This window comes from Variovorax sp. P4_B10 (assembly GCF_056402375.1).
Genome location: NZ_JBFUHN010000120.1, coordinates 1 through 14,945 on the forward strand (window position 1 = coordinate 1; position 14,945 = coordinate 14,945).

Consider the following 14,945-nt stretch of genomic DNA (forward strand, 5'->3'; position numbering starts at 1 on the left):
GGGCGCGATCACGCCGACGGTGTGCTCTGCTCCGCGAATGTCCCCCGGCGCGGCCTAGGGCCGCATGCCTCCTCCTTTATTTCGCTGCGCAGAGCACACCATCGGCGTGATCGCTCAGAGCACTTGTTGATCGGCCGCAAATCGGCAGCGTGCCCTCGTGCACAGGCCACCGGGTGCTCCCCGCAGCGAAATAAAGGAGGAGCGAAGCGGGGGACATTCGCGGAGGGGAGCACCCGGTGGCCTGTGCACGCACCCCGAACGTCGACTTCAAGCCGCAACGGACAACTGACATGAGAATTCTCAAAGCCCCCACCATGACCAGCGTCGACGGCAATGCCGTGGTGCAAGAAGCCCGCTCGCTGATCGCGAAGAAGCTCGATCAGCCCGCGCGCCGCGCCTTCCTGCAGCGCTCGCTGACGCTCGGCGGCCTCTCGCTGCTCACCGGCTGCAGCATCAGCGACGACAGCCATGTCGAGGCCGCGCTCTCGAAGATCTCGCGCTTCAACGACAAGGTGCAGGGCCTGATCTTCAACCCGGCGCAGCTCGCGGAAACGTACCCCGAGTCGATGATCACGCGGCCCTTTCCGTTCAACGCCTATTACGGCGAAGACGAGATCCGCGAGGTAGACGAGGCCAGCTACAAGCTCGAAGTGACCGGCATGGTCGCCGACAAGCGCAGCTGGACGCTCGCCGAGCTGCGCGCCATGCCGCAGCACGACCAGGTCACGCGGCACATCTGCGTCGAAGGCTGGAGCGCCATCGGCAAATGGGGTGGCGTGCGCTTTGCCGACTTCCTGCGGCACATCGGCGCGGACACCACGGCCAAGTATGTCGGCTTCAAGTGCGCCGACGACTACTACACCAGCATCGACATGCCCACCGCCCTGCACCCGCAGACGCTGCTGACGCTGACCTACGACGGCCAGCCCCTGCCGCCGAAGTACGGCTTTCCGATGAAGCTTCGGATGCCGACCAAGCTTGGCTACAAGAACCCGAAGCACATCAAGGCAATGTTCGTCACCAACACCTATCCCGGTGGCTACTGGGAAGACCAGGGCTACAACTGGTTCGGAGGGAGCTGAGTCCTCTTCCGGACGACTCGACTGCCGATGAAAGCACGAGGCCGTGTTCCCTGGAACCGCGCCATTCTTTTTTGAAAAATGAAACCTCAACTGGAAGATTCCAAAATGAACAAGCTCACCGCAACCCTGCTCGCAACCTGCATGGCCTTTGCCGGCGCCTCGGCCTTTGCCGCCGACGACATGGCGAAGGACGGCATGTCCAAGGATTCGATGTCGAAGGACGGAATGAAGAAGGACGGCATGAAGAAAGACTCCATGGCGAAAGACTCGATGTCCAAGGACGGAATGAAGAAAGATTCGATGGCCAAGGACGGCATGAAGAAAGACGCCATGTCCAAGGACGCCATGGGCAAGGACGAGATGAAGAAGTAAGCAACGCGACATTGACGGCCGGTGGAATCGGCGGCAATGTCGCTCCCATCGGCGTCGGCGACTAAACCTCCTTCAAGGACAACCCATGAGATCCCTCGCATTCACCGTCGGCACACTGGCTGCCGCGGCCCTCGTCTGGCATGCCGTGCCCTCGTTCGCCGAGACGGCCCGGCGCGTGCCGGCGCCCACGGCCGACCTGGTGGCGCCGGCCACCGCAAAAACCGAAACCGCCGTGTTCGCCGGCGGCTGCTTCTGGGGCGTGCAGGGCGTGTTCCAGCGCGTCAAGGGCGTGAGCAACGCGGTGTCGGGCTATTCCGGCGGCGACGCCAAGACGGCACGCTACGACGAAGTCGGCTCGGGCCGCACCGGCCATGCCGAATCGGTGCGCATCACCTACGACCCGCAGCAGATCAGCTACGGCAAGCTGCTGCAGATCTACTTCTCGGTGGCGCACGACCCGACCGAGCTGAACCGGCAAGGGCCGGACACCGGCACCCAATACCGCTCGACCGTGTTTGCAGAAAATGCCGAGCAGGCCCGCATCGCCAGGGAATACATCGCGCAGCTGAACCAGGCCAAGACCTTCGGCAAGCCGCTCGCAACGACCATCGAGACGTCGAAGCCCTTCTATGCGGCCGAGGACTACCACCAGGACTACCTGACGCTCCATCCGAGCCAGCCCTACATCGCGATCAACGACATGCCGAAGATCGACGACCTGAAGAAGCTGTTCCCCGAGAGCTACAAGGCCACGCCGTCGCTGGTGCGCGCGGCGAAATCCAGCTGAGTCAGAAAAGCTTCGCGCGCTTCGCCTGCTCGGTCAGCTCCGCCCGGAAGTCCGGGTGAGCGATTGCGATGAGTTCTTGTGCCCGCTGCTTCGCCGACTTGCCGCGCAGCTGGGCAACACCGTATTCGGTGACGACATAGTTGATGTCGTTCTTGCTGGTACTCACATGGGTGCCCGGCGAGAGCGAGGGCACGATGCGCGAGATGGTGTCGCCCCTGGCCGTCGAGGGCAGCACGATGAAGGCCTTGCCGCCGCGCGAGCGGTTGGCCGAGCGCACGAAGTCCGACTGGCCGCCGGTGCCCGAATAAGGCGCGTGCCCCAGGCTCTCCGAGCCGCACTGGCCCAGCAGATCGATCTGCAAGGTGGCGTTGATGGCAATCAGGTTGTCGTTGCGCCCTGCCAGCGTGGGGTCGTTGGTGAAGTCGACCGGGTGCATCTCCAGGCCCGGGTTGCGGTCCATGAAGCGGTAGAGCTTGTTCGACCCCAGCGCGAAGGTGGCGATGGTCTTGCCGGGCAGATAGTTCTTGCGTCGATTGGTGACGGCCCCGCACTCGATCAGCTTCAGGATGCCGTCGCCGATCATCTCGGTGTGGATGCCGAGGTCGCGCTTGTGCGTGAGTTGCATCACCACCGCGTCAGGGATGCCGCCGTAGCCGATCTGCAATGTCGAGCCGTCATCGATCAGGTCGGCCACCTGCTTGCCGATGGCTTCCTGCACGGGGCCAATCTTCGGCAACCCGACTTCCATCACCGGCGCATCGCTTTCGACCAGGGCCGCCACCTGCGAGATGTGCACGTGACAGTTGCCGTAGGCAAAGGGCACGTTCGGATTCACCTCGAGCACCACCGCGCGCGCCTTGGCGATGGCGGCCATGGTGTAGTCGGCCCCCAGGCTCACGGCGAAGTAGCCGTGGGCATCCATCGGCGAGGCCATGCTGAAGACCACCTCGGCCGGGATCTGCCCGCGCTCGATCTGGGCCGGGATTTCCGAGAAGTAGTTGGGGATGAAATCGATCCAGCCTTCCTGCCCGCCGGCGCGGGTGGCGCCGCCGAAAAAGAATGCGACGTGGCGCACATGGTCCACGGTCTGCGGATCGATGTACGCGTACTTGCGCATCGCGAGGATCTGCGCCACCTTGACGTCGCGGAAGTCGAGCCGCTGCTCCGACAGCGCCGTGAGCAGCGATGGCGGTTCGCCGACGCCGGTCGGCACGACGATCAGGTCGCCGTTGCGCACCTGGCGAACGGCATCGGAGGCAGAAACGAGTTTTTGCCTGTACAGGTCGTGAATGGTCATGAGCCCGGACTATGCGCTTTCTCTTCTATTTCGGCGCGTCCGTCTGCACGTCGTAGTCGCCCCGGCGCGCGGCCTGGTTGCAGCGGGCGCGGTGCACCAGCGCCTGCTGTGCCGATGCAACATGGGCGGCTTCGCCTTTCCAGGCGTCCAGCGCCGGTTTCTGCACAGCGCGGGAGTATGAAAACGCCAGCGCCCAGGGCAGCCGCGACTTGAACCTCGCGTTCATGGCGTTCAACCGCGCGGAAGCGAGCTGCGCCGACTGGCCACCCGACAGGAACGCGATGCCCGGCACGGCCGCGGGCACGGCCCGCAACAGGCACGACACCGTGGCATCGGCCACCTCGTCCACGGACTCCTGCTTCGGGCAGGCCTCCCCTGGCAGCACCATGTTCGGCTTCAGCAGCATGCCTTCCAGCAGCACGCCCTGCGAACGCAGTTGGGCAAAGACCTCGTGCAGGGTCTCTTCCGTGATTTCTGCGCATCGTGCGAGGGAATGACCGCCCTCCATCAGCACTTCGGGCTCGACGACGGGAACGAGCCCGGCCTCCTGGCACAGGGCCGCATAGCGGGCCAGCGCGTGGGCGTTGACCTCGATGCAGGCACGGCTCGGCAAGCCGGCGCCCGGCGTGATGACCCCGCGCCACTTGGCGAAGCGCGCCCCCATGCCGGCGTACTCGGCCAGGCGCTCGCGCAGGCCGTCCAGGCCTTCGGTGACCGTCTCCCCGGCATGGCCCGCCAGCGCCTTCGCACCGGTGTCGACCTTGATGCCGGGAATGATGCCTGCGCCCTCCAGCGCCTTGGCGAAGGGCTGGCCCGCGTTCGTCTTCTGGCGGAGGGTCTCGTCGAACAGGATCGCGCCGCTGATGCTGTCGGCCAGGCCCGGCGCGGTGACGATCAACTCTCGCCAGTCGCGCCTCGCGTCCGCGGTCTGGGGAATGCCCAGCGCCGCGAAGCGCTTGTTGCAGGTGGCGTTGCTCTCGTCCATCGCGAGCAAGCCCTTGTCGCCGGCGACCAGCGCCTGTGCGGTGTCGATCAATGCCTGTGAAGTCATGGTGCTGTGTCCCTCGCTTGCGGGGATCGTACGCTTCGGCTTGGCTGCCGACTAGATGACGGTGCTGCTGGCGATGCAATCAGAGCCTCTGGACCCTCTTCGACGTGCAGCTATTTGCGTGGCTATACTGGGCTGGTCACGTCAAAAAAACGTGATCGGGATTGGTCTCCTGAAGCATCTCTGCGACGAAAGCCGCAGTTTCACCGCAAGGATCTGCGGCTTTGTCGTTCGTGCCTCCAGTTTTGGCGGCTCGACGGGCGGGCGCGAGCCCGGCCGGTTCTCGCAAGAGGTGCCCGGTAGACCAACCCGTCGAGCTGCCGCCTCCGATTGGTCTCGGGAGCGGCGGTTTCAGCAAACCGCACCTCTTGGAGGCCATTGATGGCTCACGCTCCCGCGTTCCCCGAATCTTCTGAACCTGCCAGCGCCGAATCGCTCGCGCTGCAGGCATGCGATGACATTGACAGCCTTCATGTTGTGCGGCGTGCATATGCGTGTCTTGAAAAACTCATCGACCCGCAGCACACGAGCGACACGCAAGAGGTTTGTCCGAATCGCATGGAACTCAGTGCGCTGGTCGGGCTGGTCAATGAAGAACTGCGGCGGCGGATCGAAACAGCCGACTCCACGATGCAGTTGTTGCGTGTCGCCTTGAGCGAAGGCGGTGCACCAGCCTGACGTAACGGGCTTGCTTTCCTACTCCTTGCATCCCTATCGAGCGCCATCCGTTCCTGACGGGTCTGCTCGGACCGTCGATTGTTCGAAAATTCTTCGGGCGGTGATGAACAAGGCCCAGCGGGGAAGCTGGGCCCAGCGGAGTCACGGCTTGACTGGCCCGCTTCTCACGGAATCACCCGCGATCCATCTTCGATTAGGAGCTGAACAGTCGGGTCCGACTCCAAATGGATATCAAGGCAAACAATCTGGCTCGCCAGAACCAAAGCCGAGCAAAGGTCGCCTGTCGTAAGCGCAATTGGCGCTTGTTGTGTGTGGCGCCAAAGATCGCCGAGAGCAAGGGCCTCAACGTCCGTAAGAGTTTCAATATCAGACAGTAGCCAACGCTCATCTCGCCCAAATTGGGCGACGAGTGCTGCGGCGACAGCTTCCCCTGAGATTGGCAAGTCATTGATCGAGTCGAACATTCGGAGCACTCCCTTCTCTAATTGAGAGGCCTTGTTGGCCCTCGTTGCGGTGTACCACCAGTTCCGTTGGGCAGGTAGTCATGTTGATGCGGGTTCGGATGATTTCCAGGACGACCATGATCGGTGAAATCTATGTCTCGTACTGGCCTCCCGCTTGCGTCGAACTCACGCGCCTGATCGTACTTTCCTTTGCGGCCGTCCTTTTGCCCGAGTTGTGTATACGGACCATCGGCCTCGGGATCAGGAGTCGGATTGCCATGCAGATCGCGTGGCAATTTCCGATCAGGGAATCGGTTGAACATCCAATCTCCAAGTCCCTTACAGGCATCCTTGATTCCATCTACCCACGGTTGAGGCAGCAGCTTGGGCCACGGAATACCAGTTGGCTCGATGGGAATTCCATCCGGGCTGACTAGCGGCGGTGTTGAACTGCATACAAGGACGAGTCCGACCCACTTGCACTGAGGAGCTAAGCCCGTAGGGTCGGTAAACCCCAGTGGATTTCCACCGACGTAGCCGAACCGATTCCATCCACCGTCAAGCCCGATTGGATCGCCCTGCGTATAACGACCAACTCTCGGGTCATACGTCCGATACCCGTTGTAGAACAGCCCCGACTCCTCATCCGCATACTGCCCCGGATACCGCAGGTTGAACTTCACCTCCGAGAGGTTGGTCGTGCCCGGGTTTGGCGTCGTCTCCAGATTGGCAAACCGGTTCTTCGCCAGCGTCGGCTTGTCTTCCCCGAACGCGCTGTAGCTCCACTGCCAGACCGCCTGGCCATCGGCGTTCGTCAGCTTGCGCGGCGTGTTCAGGTGATCGCTGTGCACCGCGTAGGTGGCGCCGTTGACGATGGCCGCAATCGGCATCGGCCCATTGGCCGTGGGCAGGTAGAGGTACTGCGCCTGGCCCGCGCTGTGGGTGCCGCCGCTGCCGGCTTCCGCGATCAGGGTGCCCTGCTCGTCGTAGACGTAGGCATAGCCCAGCTGCTCGGCCTGATTCGTGGCAGGACTCCACAGCCGGGTGAAGAACGCGATCAGGCTCTGCATGAAGCCCGGGTCGGCTTCGTCGCCCTGGCTGGGCGGGTACAGCGGCTCGGTCTTGAAGACGCGCTGGCCCAGCGCGTTGTGCGCGTAGCGCGTGGTCGGGCTGACGTCGGTGGCGCCGGTGGTGGCTGCGGCCAGGCGTCCTTCGGCGTCGTAGGTGTAGCTGCGCAGGCCATCGCTCAGGAGGTCGCCGTTGGCGTTGTAGCCGTAGCTGACGCTGGTGTTGCTGGCGCCATTGATGCTCTGGGTGAAGCCGGTGAGCCGGTTGCTCGCGGCGCCCACCGTGTAGGTGCGGCTGGTGTTCAGGCCGTTGAGGACCCGGGTGCTGCTCGCGCGGTCGCCGTTGGCGTCGTAGCCGAAGCCGGCGGTGTTGCCGGTGGCGTTGAAGCCCGTGATGCGGCCGACCGTGTTGTAGGCGACGCTCCAGGTGGTGTTGCCGCTGGCGATGGTGCTGTGGGTGGGGTCGGTGTCGCCGGGCTGATAAAGATTCTGCGTCAGGCTGGTGATGCGGCCGGCGGCGTCGTAGACGTAGCTGCTGAACTCGGTGGCGCTCAGGCGGCCGGCGGTGTCGTAGCTGCGGTTGGCGGCCACGGCAGGCGACGCGAAGGCCCAGGTCCAGGCGGTGGGCTGGCCCAGGGGGTTCCAGGCGAGGTTGGTGACGAGGGGGGTGCCGTTCCAGTTCAGGCCCGAGAGTCGGCCGGTGGCGTCGTAGACATGGGCGAGCGTTGCGCCGTTGGGATAGCCGATGCTCGCCAGCGTGCCGTTGGGGTTGTAGGCGTAGCTGACCTGCTGGACGCTGCCGTTGGCCAGGGTCTGCTTCTTCAGAGTCACGCGACCAAACACATCTCGCGTGTACTCGGTGGTGCCACTGCGGTCGACGATTTCGGAGAGATAGCCCTTGCTGTTCGCCGTGAGGTCGTAGCGCAGCGTGGTGGTCTTGCCGTCGGCGAAGACGAGGCTGGTCGGACGGCCCAATGCGTCGCGCGTGATCGTTGTTGCCTGGCCCAGTGCGTCAGTGATCTGGCTGGGCAGGCCAAGGGCGTCGTACTGGGTGCTCGCACCACCGGCATCAGCACTGCTCTCGGTCGTCGCATTACCCTGGGCATCGCGGGTGTAGCCAGTGACCACGCCCTTGAAATCCTTGGCTTCGGTGACGGCATCGAGGGCGTTGTACTTCAGGGCGGCGGTCGCGTTGGCTGCATCGGTCACGGCCTTGACGCGGCGCAGGCCATCGAGGCCGTACTGGGTGCTCTGGTTCAGGCCGTTGGTCGCGCGGGTCAATTCGCCGTTGGCGTCGTAGTCGAAGGTGCGGGTCTGGTTCGGGCCTTCGGTCTTGGCACTGAGGCGGTTGATGCTGTTGATGGTGCGCGCCACGCTCCAGGCGGCGTTGCCGGCGCTGTCCTTGATCTGCTCGGCGGTGCGATTGCCCATGCCATCGAGGGTGTAGGTGCCGCTCTCGCCACGGTTGTTGCTCCAGCCGGTGAGACGGTGGGCTGCGTCGTAGGTGTAGGTCAGCGCAAGGCCCGTGGGCAGCGTGATCGTCTCGACGGTGCCGTAGGGCCTGTAGGTGAGCGTGGCGGTTTGACCGCCGACGGTTTGGGTCAGCAGGCGGTCGCGGGCGTCGTAGGTGTAGGTCGTGATCAGGCCGTTGGGCTCGGTCTGGCCTACAAGCCGGTTGCCTGTGTCCCAGGTGTAGCTGCGAACATGGCCCAGGGCGTTGGTCGACGTGWGAACGTTGCCTCTTGTGTCGTAGGTGTAGCTGGTGGCGGCCTCACTGGGGGTCTGTTCGCTGGCCACCAGGCCCTGGGCGTTATAGCCCCAGCTCCAGTTCCTGGTGGTGTTAGGCGAGACGAGGGCGTCGGTCTCGCTCTTGCTGAGCATGCGGCCCTGCGCGTCCCAGGTGTAGGCGGTGGTCCTGCCGGTCTCGGTGACGAGCACCGGGAGCGCCATGGTGGCATGCCACTGGGTGGTCACTGTACGCGCCTCGGGGGTGCCAGCGGACTCCGTGACGCTGATGGGCAGGCGCCGGGGCACGTCCCACACGGTGTTGGTGCGCGTGGCATTGAAGTCGGTCTCCGAGGTGACTAGGCCGTTGGCGTCCTGCGTACGCCACCCCATGTCAGGTTGCCTCGATCCTGATGGACGCGTGGCATAGCGAACCGCCACCTTGCCCGAATCAACTTGGTATCGATACTCTCGTGTTGTCCCCAAGGGATCTTTGACTTGGGCTCCAATACCGGGGTAACTGACTTCATAGCGATCAACACCGCCTGCCAGCTCGGTGCTGATGGCTTGGCCCAGGCTGCTATAAGCGAAGGTGCCCCAGCGGACACCAGCTTCATCAATGATGCCGGTGAGTGCGTTGGGGTAGGTGCTGTTCTCGTAAAGGAAGCCCCGGCTTTTGCCGTCGGGGTACAAGACAGTGGCCAGGCGGCCCTGGGTGTCGTAGCTGTAGCCAATGGCGCGTCCGTCGGGGGTGGTGACGGTGGCGAGCTTGTTACCGGCGTATGCGAAAACGAGGGCTCTGCCGAAGCCGTTGCTCACAGTGGCTAGACGGCCAGACCCGTCGTAGGTGTAGGCGTAGCTGAAACCGCCGCGCTCGGTTCTGGTCTGCAGCTTGCCATCGGAAGTGAAGGCCAGAACACTGTCGTCCTCGGCGCTCTTGTAGATCCAAGCATCACCGGCCTCAGTCAGCACGTCGGCACCATTGTCGGCGACCCATGTATTGGAAGAGACGGTTTGCTTTATGAAACTACGGTTATATCCCCCTGGCAAAACGATAGAGATACGCAGACCGTCGGACGATTTAACCAACTGCCACGAGTGATTGTGTCCCCAGCCTGGGCCCAGCTTTGCCGATGTATCAGTAGCATCCAAACCCCAGCTACTGCGGTAAGTGCGCATAAAGGAGATGGGCGCTGCCCCTCCGTCATTCCAGTCAGTCTCAGCGCGGTACTTCTCTTGTGTGGCTGGCAAGATGGGATGCCCGGCAGACAGGCCGTCGGGCGTACATTGCCCTATACCCTGCACCGGCTCCGCAGGCCGGCAAGCAAATGAAGCGACATCGCCTTGCAGGCCGTCCTGACAGACGCAACTGCCCATATACAGACTGCTTTTGCTTGGGCAATCTTGGCGATAACCGATGGACGCACCTCCATAATTCGCAATCCCCAATACGCCAGCTGGCTCTTTCCAATACAGATCAACGATGCACGTTTGACCGTCTGAACTCAACCGTGGATTTTTCCAAATCCAGGGATATTGACCTTGAGGCAGAGGCCCATATTCCGCGTTTATTTGACTCACGATGTCAACACAAGCCTCTAAACGAGTTGGAAATCCATCTGGCTGACGAGTATGGTCGGCTATATATCTAATTTTTGGAGGAATCTGGGCATGTGCTGCAGAGGCAAGAACACTCGAAATTAAGAGCACCCCGCAAAACTTAACAAATGCGCCCATCCCCACTTGGCCACGCAACTTCCACCACACCACCCGAAGCCATCCTGCAATCATTGATCTTCCTCGTTGAATCTCGTGTGTCCTCTGCTGCGGTGGTCAAATTCAATTGCGGCAGCAGGCAGAATTTCTTGAACAGTCGATCACCCCCTCAGATGACGCGCACCGCCACGCAGCGCACTCCGTACAAGTTGTTTCAGACTAGCCGAAAGGCCACACGCAGACAACGACAGATCGAAGGCACATCGAAATGCAGCATCGATCTGAAAATGAAAGTACGCGGCACGCATTGACAAGCGTTGTCGGGCCGCGACTCATTCGATTCGGCTACTAGATCACGTTCCTTTCAACCAGCGGCCGGTTCTCGAGAATCCGCGCGAACGAAACCGGCGAGAGATCGAGGCTGCGGTATTCGCCGAAGCGGATCAGCTCGGCCACGCCGCGCCCGGCGGCGGGACATTGCTGCAGTCCGTGCCCCGAGAAGCCATTGGCAAAGAACAGGTTGTCGCAGTCCGGGTGCAGGCCGAGGATCGCGTTGTGGTCGAAGACGTTCATCTCGTAGTAGCCGGCCCATGCGCCGGTCATGCGGATGGCCTCGAAGGCGGGTACGCGTTCGGCGAGCGAAGGCCAGATGAAGTCGTCGAAGGCGCTGTATTCCACCTCGAGCGGCGCGTCGTCGGGGTCCTGGTCTTCGGGCGGCGCGAAGCCGCAGATGAACTGGCGGCCTTCGGGGCGCAGCCAGATGCCCGAGGTGTCGATCACCAGCGGACAGCCCGGCAAGGTCTGGGGGCACGAGAAGCTGAACACGCTGCGGCGGCGGCCGCGCACGGGCAGTTCGATGCCGGCCCAGCCGGCCACCTTCGCGGCCCACGCGCCGGCGGCGTTGACCACCACGTCGGCATCGAGCGTCTCGCCGCTGTCGAGCTGCACGCCCGTTGCAGCGCGGCCATTTCGGCGCAGCCCCGTTGCATGCGCCTGCACATAGCGCGCACCTTGCGATGCGGCCTTTTTGCGAAAGGCCTGCAGCAGGCTGTAGCCGTCGTACCAGCCCTCGCCCGACAGGCCCAGCGATGCGAGTGCAACGCCTTCGGTCGAGATCCAGGGGAAACGCGCCTTCAGCTCATCGGGCGTCATCAGCGCCACGTCCACCGCGTGCGCCTTCTGCATCGCGTGGTTCTCGCGCAGCACATCGACGCCCGCCGGCGAGGCCAGGTACAGGTAGCCCGGCTCGACCAGGCCGATGTCGGGCACGTCGTCGCCGACGCGCAGGGTCTCGCCGAGGTGGCGGAAGAAGTCGATGCCGTAGAGCGACATCTCGATGTTGATGGCGGTCGAGAACTGTTGCCGTATCGAGCTGGCYGACAGGGCCGACGACGCCTGCGTGTACGAGAAGTCGCGCTCGACCACCGTGACCTCGAAGGGCTCCGCCTTCGGGTCCAGTGTCAGGAAGTAGGCGATGGCGGAGCCGATGGCCCCGCCGCCGATGATCACCACTCGACGCATGAAATGCTTGCCTTCCTTGCCGCTCATTGCTGTTGTTGATGCAGGTACGCCAGTTGCGCCGCCGCCAGGTCCCACAGCGCGTGGCCCACGGTCTTGACCAGCACCGGCCGGCCTTCTGCCGCAGGCGATGCCGTCGCGAAAGCCTGCACGCCGGACCAGTCGATGCCCGCCTGGATCAGGTCGCCCGCTTCGGTGCGCGCGCCCTCCAGCGTATCCACAAACACGGCGCAGCGCCGCACCAGTTCGGGCGGCACCTCGGCCATGTCGGCGCGGTAGGCGCCGATGGCGATCACGGTGGCGTCCGGCCGCAGTTGCAGCGGGACCACCGGACTCGAAGCGTTGGTCGCGGCGACGATCACGTCGGCCTCTTCGGAGACGCTCGACGGATCGGCGATCGCATCGGCCTCCACGCCGAGGGTGCGCAGGTGTTGCGCCAGTTGTTCGGCATGGGCTTGCGAACGGGCGTGAACCCAGAGGCGGCGCACACCCGCGACCTCCACGAAGGCCTCGGCATGCGCGCGCGCCTGCACGCCCGCACCGATCAGCAGCATGCGGCTGCCGATGTGGCGCCCTGCCCTCGCCGCACCGGCCAGCGACAGCGCCGCGGTGCGCCGGGCGGTCAGCACGTTGCCGTCCATGGAAAGCAGCCGCACGCCTGTGGCGGCATCCATCAGCGTCACATCGCCCTGCACCACCGGCAATCCCTTGGCGGCATTGCCGGCGTGCACGGTCACTGTCTTGAGCGCGGCGAAGCGCGGGTCCGCCGCGGGCATGAGCAGCAGCACGCCGCCGCCCGCGAGCGGCACCGAGGTTCTGGGCGCCGCATGGGCCTCGCCGCGGCGTTCGCGTTCGAACATCTGCAGCAGCGCTTCGACCAGCGCGCCGTAGGGCAGCGCGGCCGCCGTTTCCGCCGCGTTCAACGTCCGCATGCGTGCCGTTGGCTCAGGAGCCCGCCACGCGGACGCGCTTGCCGTCCTTGTAGGTGAAGACGGTGAAGTCCGGCTTCTGCAGGTTGCCCTTGGCATCGAAGCTGATGTTGCCGGTGACGCCGTCGAACTTCACCTTGCGCATCGCGGGCAGGTACGCCTGCGGCTCGACCGAGTTGGCCGCACGCATGCCGGCCGCCAGCGCCATCATGGCGTCGTAGAGGTACGGCGCATAGGTCAGCACCTCGACGCCGAAGCGGGCCTTGTAGCGCTGCTCGAACTCCGCGCCCCTGGCGGTCTTCTCGATCTCCTTGCCGCCGCGCGTGCAGTACAGCAGGTCGTCGACCGCGCCGCCGCTGATCTTGGCGACTTCGTTGGTGCACAGGCCGTCGGTGCCGAGCAGCTTGGCCGTGATGCCGAGCTGCTTCATCTGGCGGGCGATCAGGCCGCCCTGCGCGTCCATGCCGCCGTAGAACACCACGTCGGGCTGCTTGGCTTTGATGCTGGTGAGAATGGCCATGAAGTCGGTGGCCTTGTCGCTGCCGAACTCCTGCGCGACGATGGTGCCGCCCAGCCCCTTCACGCCGCGCGAGAACACCTCGGCGGCGCCCTGGCCGTAGGCGGTGCGGTCGTCGATCACCGCGATCTTCTTTGCCTTCAGGTCGTTCACCGTGAAGTTGGCGATGGCCATGCCCACGTCGTCGTCGCTGGCCAGGATGCGGAAGACGTTGTCGTAGCCCTGCCTGGTGAAGGTCGGGTTGGTGGCGGTCGACACATCGGGCAGGCCCGCGCGGCTGTAGACGGCCGAGGCCGGGATGGCGGCGCCCGAGTTGAAGTGCCCGAGCATGCCCTTCACGCCCATGTCGGCCAGCTTGTTGGCCACCACCATGGCCTGCTTGGGGTCGGCCTGGTCGTCCTCGGACTGGAGCACGAACTTGATCTTCTTGCCGCCGATCACGAGGCCCTGCTTGTTGAGGTCTTCGACCGCGAGGCGCGCCCCGTTGTCGTTGTCCTTGCCCCAGTGGGCCGCGCCGCCGGTGAGCGGGCCGGCGTGGCCGATGGTGACGGTCTGCTCGGCCTGTGCGAGTGCAACAGCGGGCAGCCCAAGGACGGAAGCCAGTGCAATGCCCAGGGCAGTGCGACGGGTGCGCAAGACAATCATCGGAAGTCTCCTCGTATCGTTGGCGGGTCGGCACGCAGAATAGAGTCGCGGCGGCATGCGGAACAAACGCTAAATACTCACAACGTTGTGCAGCCCCGGAAGGTATCGATGAGAAAAGACATTCCCAACCTCGGCGCGCTCCAGGCCTTCGAGGCTTCGGCGCGGCTGGAGAGCTTCACCCGCGCCGCGGCCGAGCTRGCGCTGACGCAGAGCGCGGTCGGGCGGCAGGTGGCGATGCTCGAGCAGCGGCTCGGCGTGCCGCTGTTCTCGCGCGTGCGCCGGCGGCTCACGCTCACCGACGTGGGGCGCGAGTACGCGGCGCGCATCCGTCGCCACCTCGACCAGATCCGCCGCGACACGCTGGAGATCAGCGCCGGCCACGACATGGGCTTCGTGCTGGAGCTGGCCGTGGTGCCGACCTTTGCGACCCAGTGGCTGATTCCACGGCTGCCCGACTTCAGCCGGCTGCACCCGAACATCACCGTCAACCTGTCGGCACGCTCGCAGCCCTTCTCGTTCCAGGAAAACGCCTACGACGCGGCCATCTATTTCGGCGACCAGTTCTGGCCCAACACGCGCGGCGGGCTGATCTTTTCCGAAGGCGAGATGGTGCCGGTCTGCAGCCCGGCCTTTCGCGATGCCAACGGGCCGTGGGACGAAGCGGGCTTCGAGCGCTGCCGCCACGTGCACCTGAGCACGCGCGCGCATGCGTGGCGCGACTGGTATGCGCAGCAGGGCTGGGAGTACACGGTGCACGCTTCACGCGGGCCGCGCTACGAGCTGTTCACGATGGTGGTTGCGGCAACGGCGGCCGGCATGGGCATCGGCCTGGCGCCGCGCATCCTGGTCGAGCACGAACTGCGCACCGGCGAGCTGGTGATCCCGGTTGACCGCCACCTGGACGTGCGCCAAGGCTACTACTTCGCGTACCCCGAAGGCCGTCCGGCCTCCGGGGCGCTGGAGCACTTCAAGCAGTGGGTGCTCGGGTTGACACCTGCCTAGGCCCTAGACCGGGGTGGGGTTGCGCTCGAGAAAGCCCTGCTGGTGCCAGTTGGGATAGGCCCGCGTCGTGGCGCTGGCCGCATCGAGCTCGGCGACCTGCGCTGTCGTGAGGTTCCTGC

The 14,945-nt window shown here is 64.4% G+C and carries 12 protein-coding genes and 2 pseudogenes; 5 read left to right on the top strand and 9 right to left on the bottom strand.

Going from position 1 to position 14,945, the window contains the following annotated elements; genetic code table 11:
• Nucleotides 1–290 precede the first annotated feature (290 nt).
• The 3 genes from AC1DXX_RS31245 (at nt 291) to msrA (ending at nt 2,241) form a co-directional block, all read left to right on the top strand.
• A complete protein-coding gene (locus AC1DXX_RS31245; protein ID WP_478138087.1) occupies nt 291–1,082 on the top strand; it encodes a molybdopterin-binding protein in 792 nt (263 codons plus the stop codon).
• 105 nt (nt 1,083–1,187) lie between these two features.
• Nucleotides 1,188–1,454, top strand: a complete 267-nt coding sequence (locus AC1DXX_RS31250) for a pentapeptide MXKDX repeat protein (RefSeq protein WP_478138088.1) — start codon at nt 1,188–1,190, stop codon at nt 1,452–1,454.
• A gap of 85 nt (nt 1,455–1,539) precedes the next feature.
• Nucleotides 1,540–2,241 carry a peptide-methionine (S)-S-oxide reductase MsrA gene (gene msrA, locus AC1DXX_RS31255; RefSeq protein ID WP_478138089.1) on the top strand — a complete coding sequence of 234 codons (702 nt, stop codon included), beginning with the start codon at nt 1,540–1,542 and terminating at the stop codon, nt 2,239–2,241.
• Nucleotide 2,242: 1 nt separating this feature from the next.
• On the opposite strand, the gene AC1DXX_RS31260 is transcribed toward msrA, so the two are convergent.
• Together AC1DXX_RS31260 and AC1DXX_RS31265 are read right to left on the bottom strand one after the other, a co-directional pair.
• Nucleotides 2,243–3,538, bottom strand: coding sequence for an acetyl-CoA hydrolase/transferase family protein (locus tag AC1DXX_RS31260; protein ID WP_478138090.1), 1,296 nt, complete (start codon nt 3,536–3,538; stop codon nt 2,243–2,245).
• Nucleotides 3,539–3,563: 25 nt separating this feature from the next.
• On the bottom strand, nt 3,564–4,589 hold the full coding sequence (locus AC1DXX_RS31265) for a class I fructose-bisphosphate aldolase (RefSeq protein WP_478138091.1): 1,026 nt from the start codon (nt 4,587–4,589) through the stop codon (nt 3,564–3,566).
• A 378-nt stretch (nt 4,590–4,967) separates the two neighbouring features.
• Here AC1DXX_RS31265 and AC1DXX_RS31270 point away from each other — a divergent pair, with 378 nt between their 5' ends.
• Entirely contained in the window at nt 4,968–5,264 is a 297-nt protein-coding gene (locus tag AC1DXX_RS31270; protein WP_478138092.1) for a hypothetical protein, read from the top strand.
• A gap of 164 nt (nt 5,265–5,428) precedes the next feature.
• On the opposite strand, the gene AC1DXX_RS31275 is transcribed toward AC1DXX_RS31270, so the two are convergent.
• The 6 genes and pseudogenes from AC1DXX_RS31275 to AC1DXX_RS31300 form a co-directional block, all read right to left on the bottom strand.
• Nucleotides 5,429–5,728: a hypothetical protein gene (locus tag AC1DXX_RS31275; RefSeq protein ID WP_478138093.1), complete on the bottom strand. Its 300-nt coding sequence runs from the start codon at nt 5,726–5,728 to the stop codon at nt 5,429–5,431.
• A 17-nt stretch (nt 5,729–5,745) separates the two neighbouring features.
• A complete protein-coding gene (locus tag AC1DXX_RS31280) occupies nt 5,746–8,892 on the bottom strand; it encodes an RHS repeat-associated core domain-containing protein (protein WP_478138097.1) in 3,147 nt (1,048 codons plus the stop codon).
• A gap of 276 nt (nt 8,893–9,168) precedes the next feature.
• Nucleotides 9,169–10,290, bottom strand: a pseudogene (locus AC1DXX_RS31285) (RHS repeat domain-containing protein); the annotation flags it as partial.
• Between the two features lie 273 nt (nt 10,291–10,563).
• A complete protein-coding gene (locus tag AC1DXX_RS31290) occupies nt 10,564–11,736 on the bottom strand; it encodes an NAD(P)/FAD-dependent oxidoreductase (RefSeq protein WP_478138098.1) in 1,173 nt (390 codons plus the stop codon).
• Between the two features lie 23 nt (nt 11,737–11,759).
• Nucleotides 11,760–12,665: a delta(1)-pyrroline-2-carboxylate reductase family protein gene (locus AC1DXX_RS31295; protein ID WP_478138094.1), complete on the bottom strand. Its 906-nt coding sequence runs from the start codon at nt 12,663–12,665 to the stop codon at nt 11,760–11,762.
• A gap of 13 nt (nt 12,666–12,678) precedes the next feature.
• Nucleotides 12,679–13,824: a branched-chain amino acid ABC transporter substrate-binding protein gene (locus tag AC1DXX_RS31300; RefSeq protein ID WP_478138095.1), complete on the bottom strand. Its 1,146-nt coding sequence runs from the start codon at nt 13,822–13,824 to the stop codon at nt 12,679–12,681.
• 108 nt (nt 13,825–13,932) lie between these two features.
• On the opposite strand from AC1DXX_RS31300, the gene AC1DXX_RS31305 reads away from it, so the two are divergent.
• Nucleotides 13,933–14,826 (top strand): LysR substrate-binding domain-containing protein, encoded by an 894-nt coding sequence (locus AC1DXX_RS31305; RefSeq protein ID WP_478138096.1) that lies wholly within the window; start codon nt 13,933–13,935, stop codon nt 14,824–14,826.
• 3 nt (nt 14,827–14,829) lie between these two features.
• Here the strand turns inward: AC1DXX_RS31305 and AC1DXX_RS31310 are convergent.
• Nucleotides 14,830–14,945 (bottom strand): annotated as a pseudogene (locus AC1DXX_RS31310) (aldo/keto reductase); the annotation flags it as partial.

Excerpts from the sequence above, each read along its gene's own strand:
- AC1DXX_RS31295 (WP_478138094.1), bottom strand. The coding sequence starts at position 12,665 with ATGCGGACGTTGAACGCGGCGGAAACGGCGGCCGCGCTGCCCTACGGC.
- AC1DXX_RS31265 (WP_478138091.1), bottom strand. The coding sequence starts at position 4,589 with ATGACTTCACAGGCATTGATCGACACCGCACAGGCGCTGGTCGCCGGC.
- AC1DXX_RS31300 (WP_478138095.1), bottom strand. The coding sequence starts at position 13,824 with ATGATTGTCTTGCGCACCCGTCGCACTGCCCTGGGCATTGCACTGGCT.
- AC1DXX_RS31245 (WP_478138087.1), top strand. The coding sequence starts at position 291 with ATGAGAATTCTCAAAGCCCCCACCATGACCAGCGTCGACGGCAATGCC.
- msrA (WP_478138089.1), top strand. The coding sequence starts at position 1,540 with ATGAGATCCCTCGCATTCACCGTCGGCACACTGGCTGCCGCGGCCCTC.
- AC1DXX_RS31270 (WP_478138092.1), top strand. The coding sequence starts at position 4,968 with ATGGCTCACGCTCCCGCGTTCCCCGAATCTTCTGAACCTGCCAGCGCC.
- AC1DXX_RS31275 (WP_478138093.1), bottom strand. The coding sequence starts at position 5,728 with ATGTTCGACTCGATCAATGACTTGCCAATCTCAGGGGAAGCTGTCGCC.
- AC1DXX_RS31260 (WP_478138090.1), bottom strand. The coding sequence starts at position 3,538 with ATGACCATTCACGACCTGTACAGGCAAAAACTCGTTTCTGCCTCCGAT.
- AC1DXX_RS31250 (WP_478138088.1), top strand. The coding sequence starts at position 1,188 with ATGAACAAGCTCACCGCAACCCTGCTCGCAACCTGCATGGCCTTTGCC.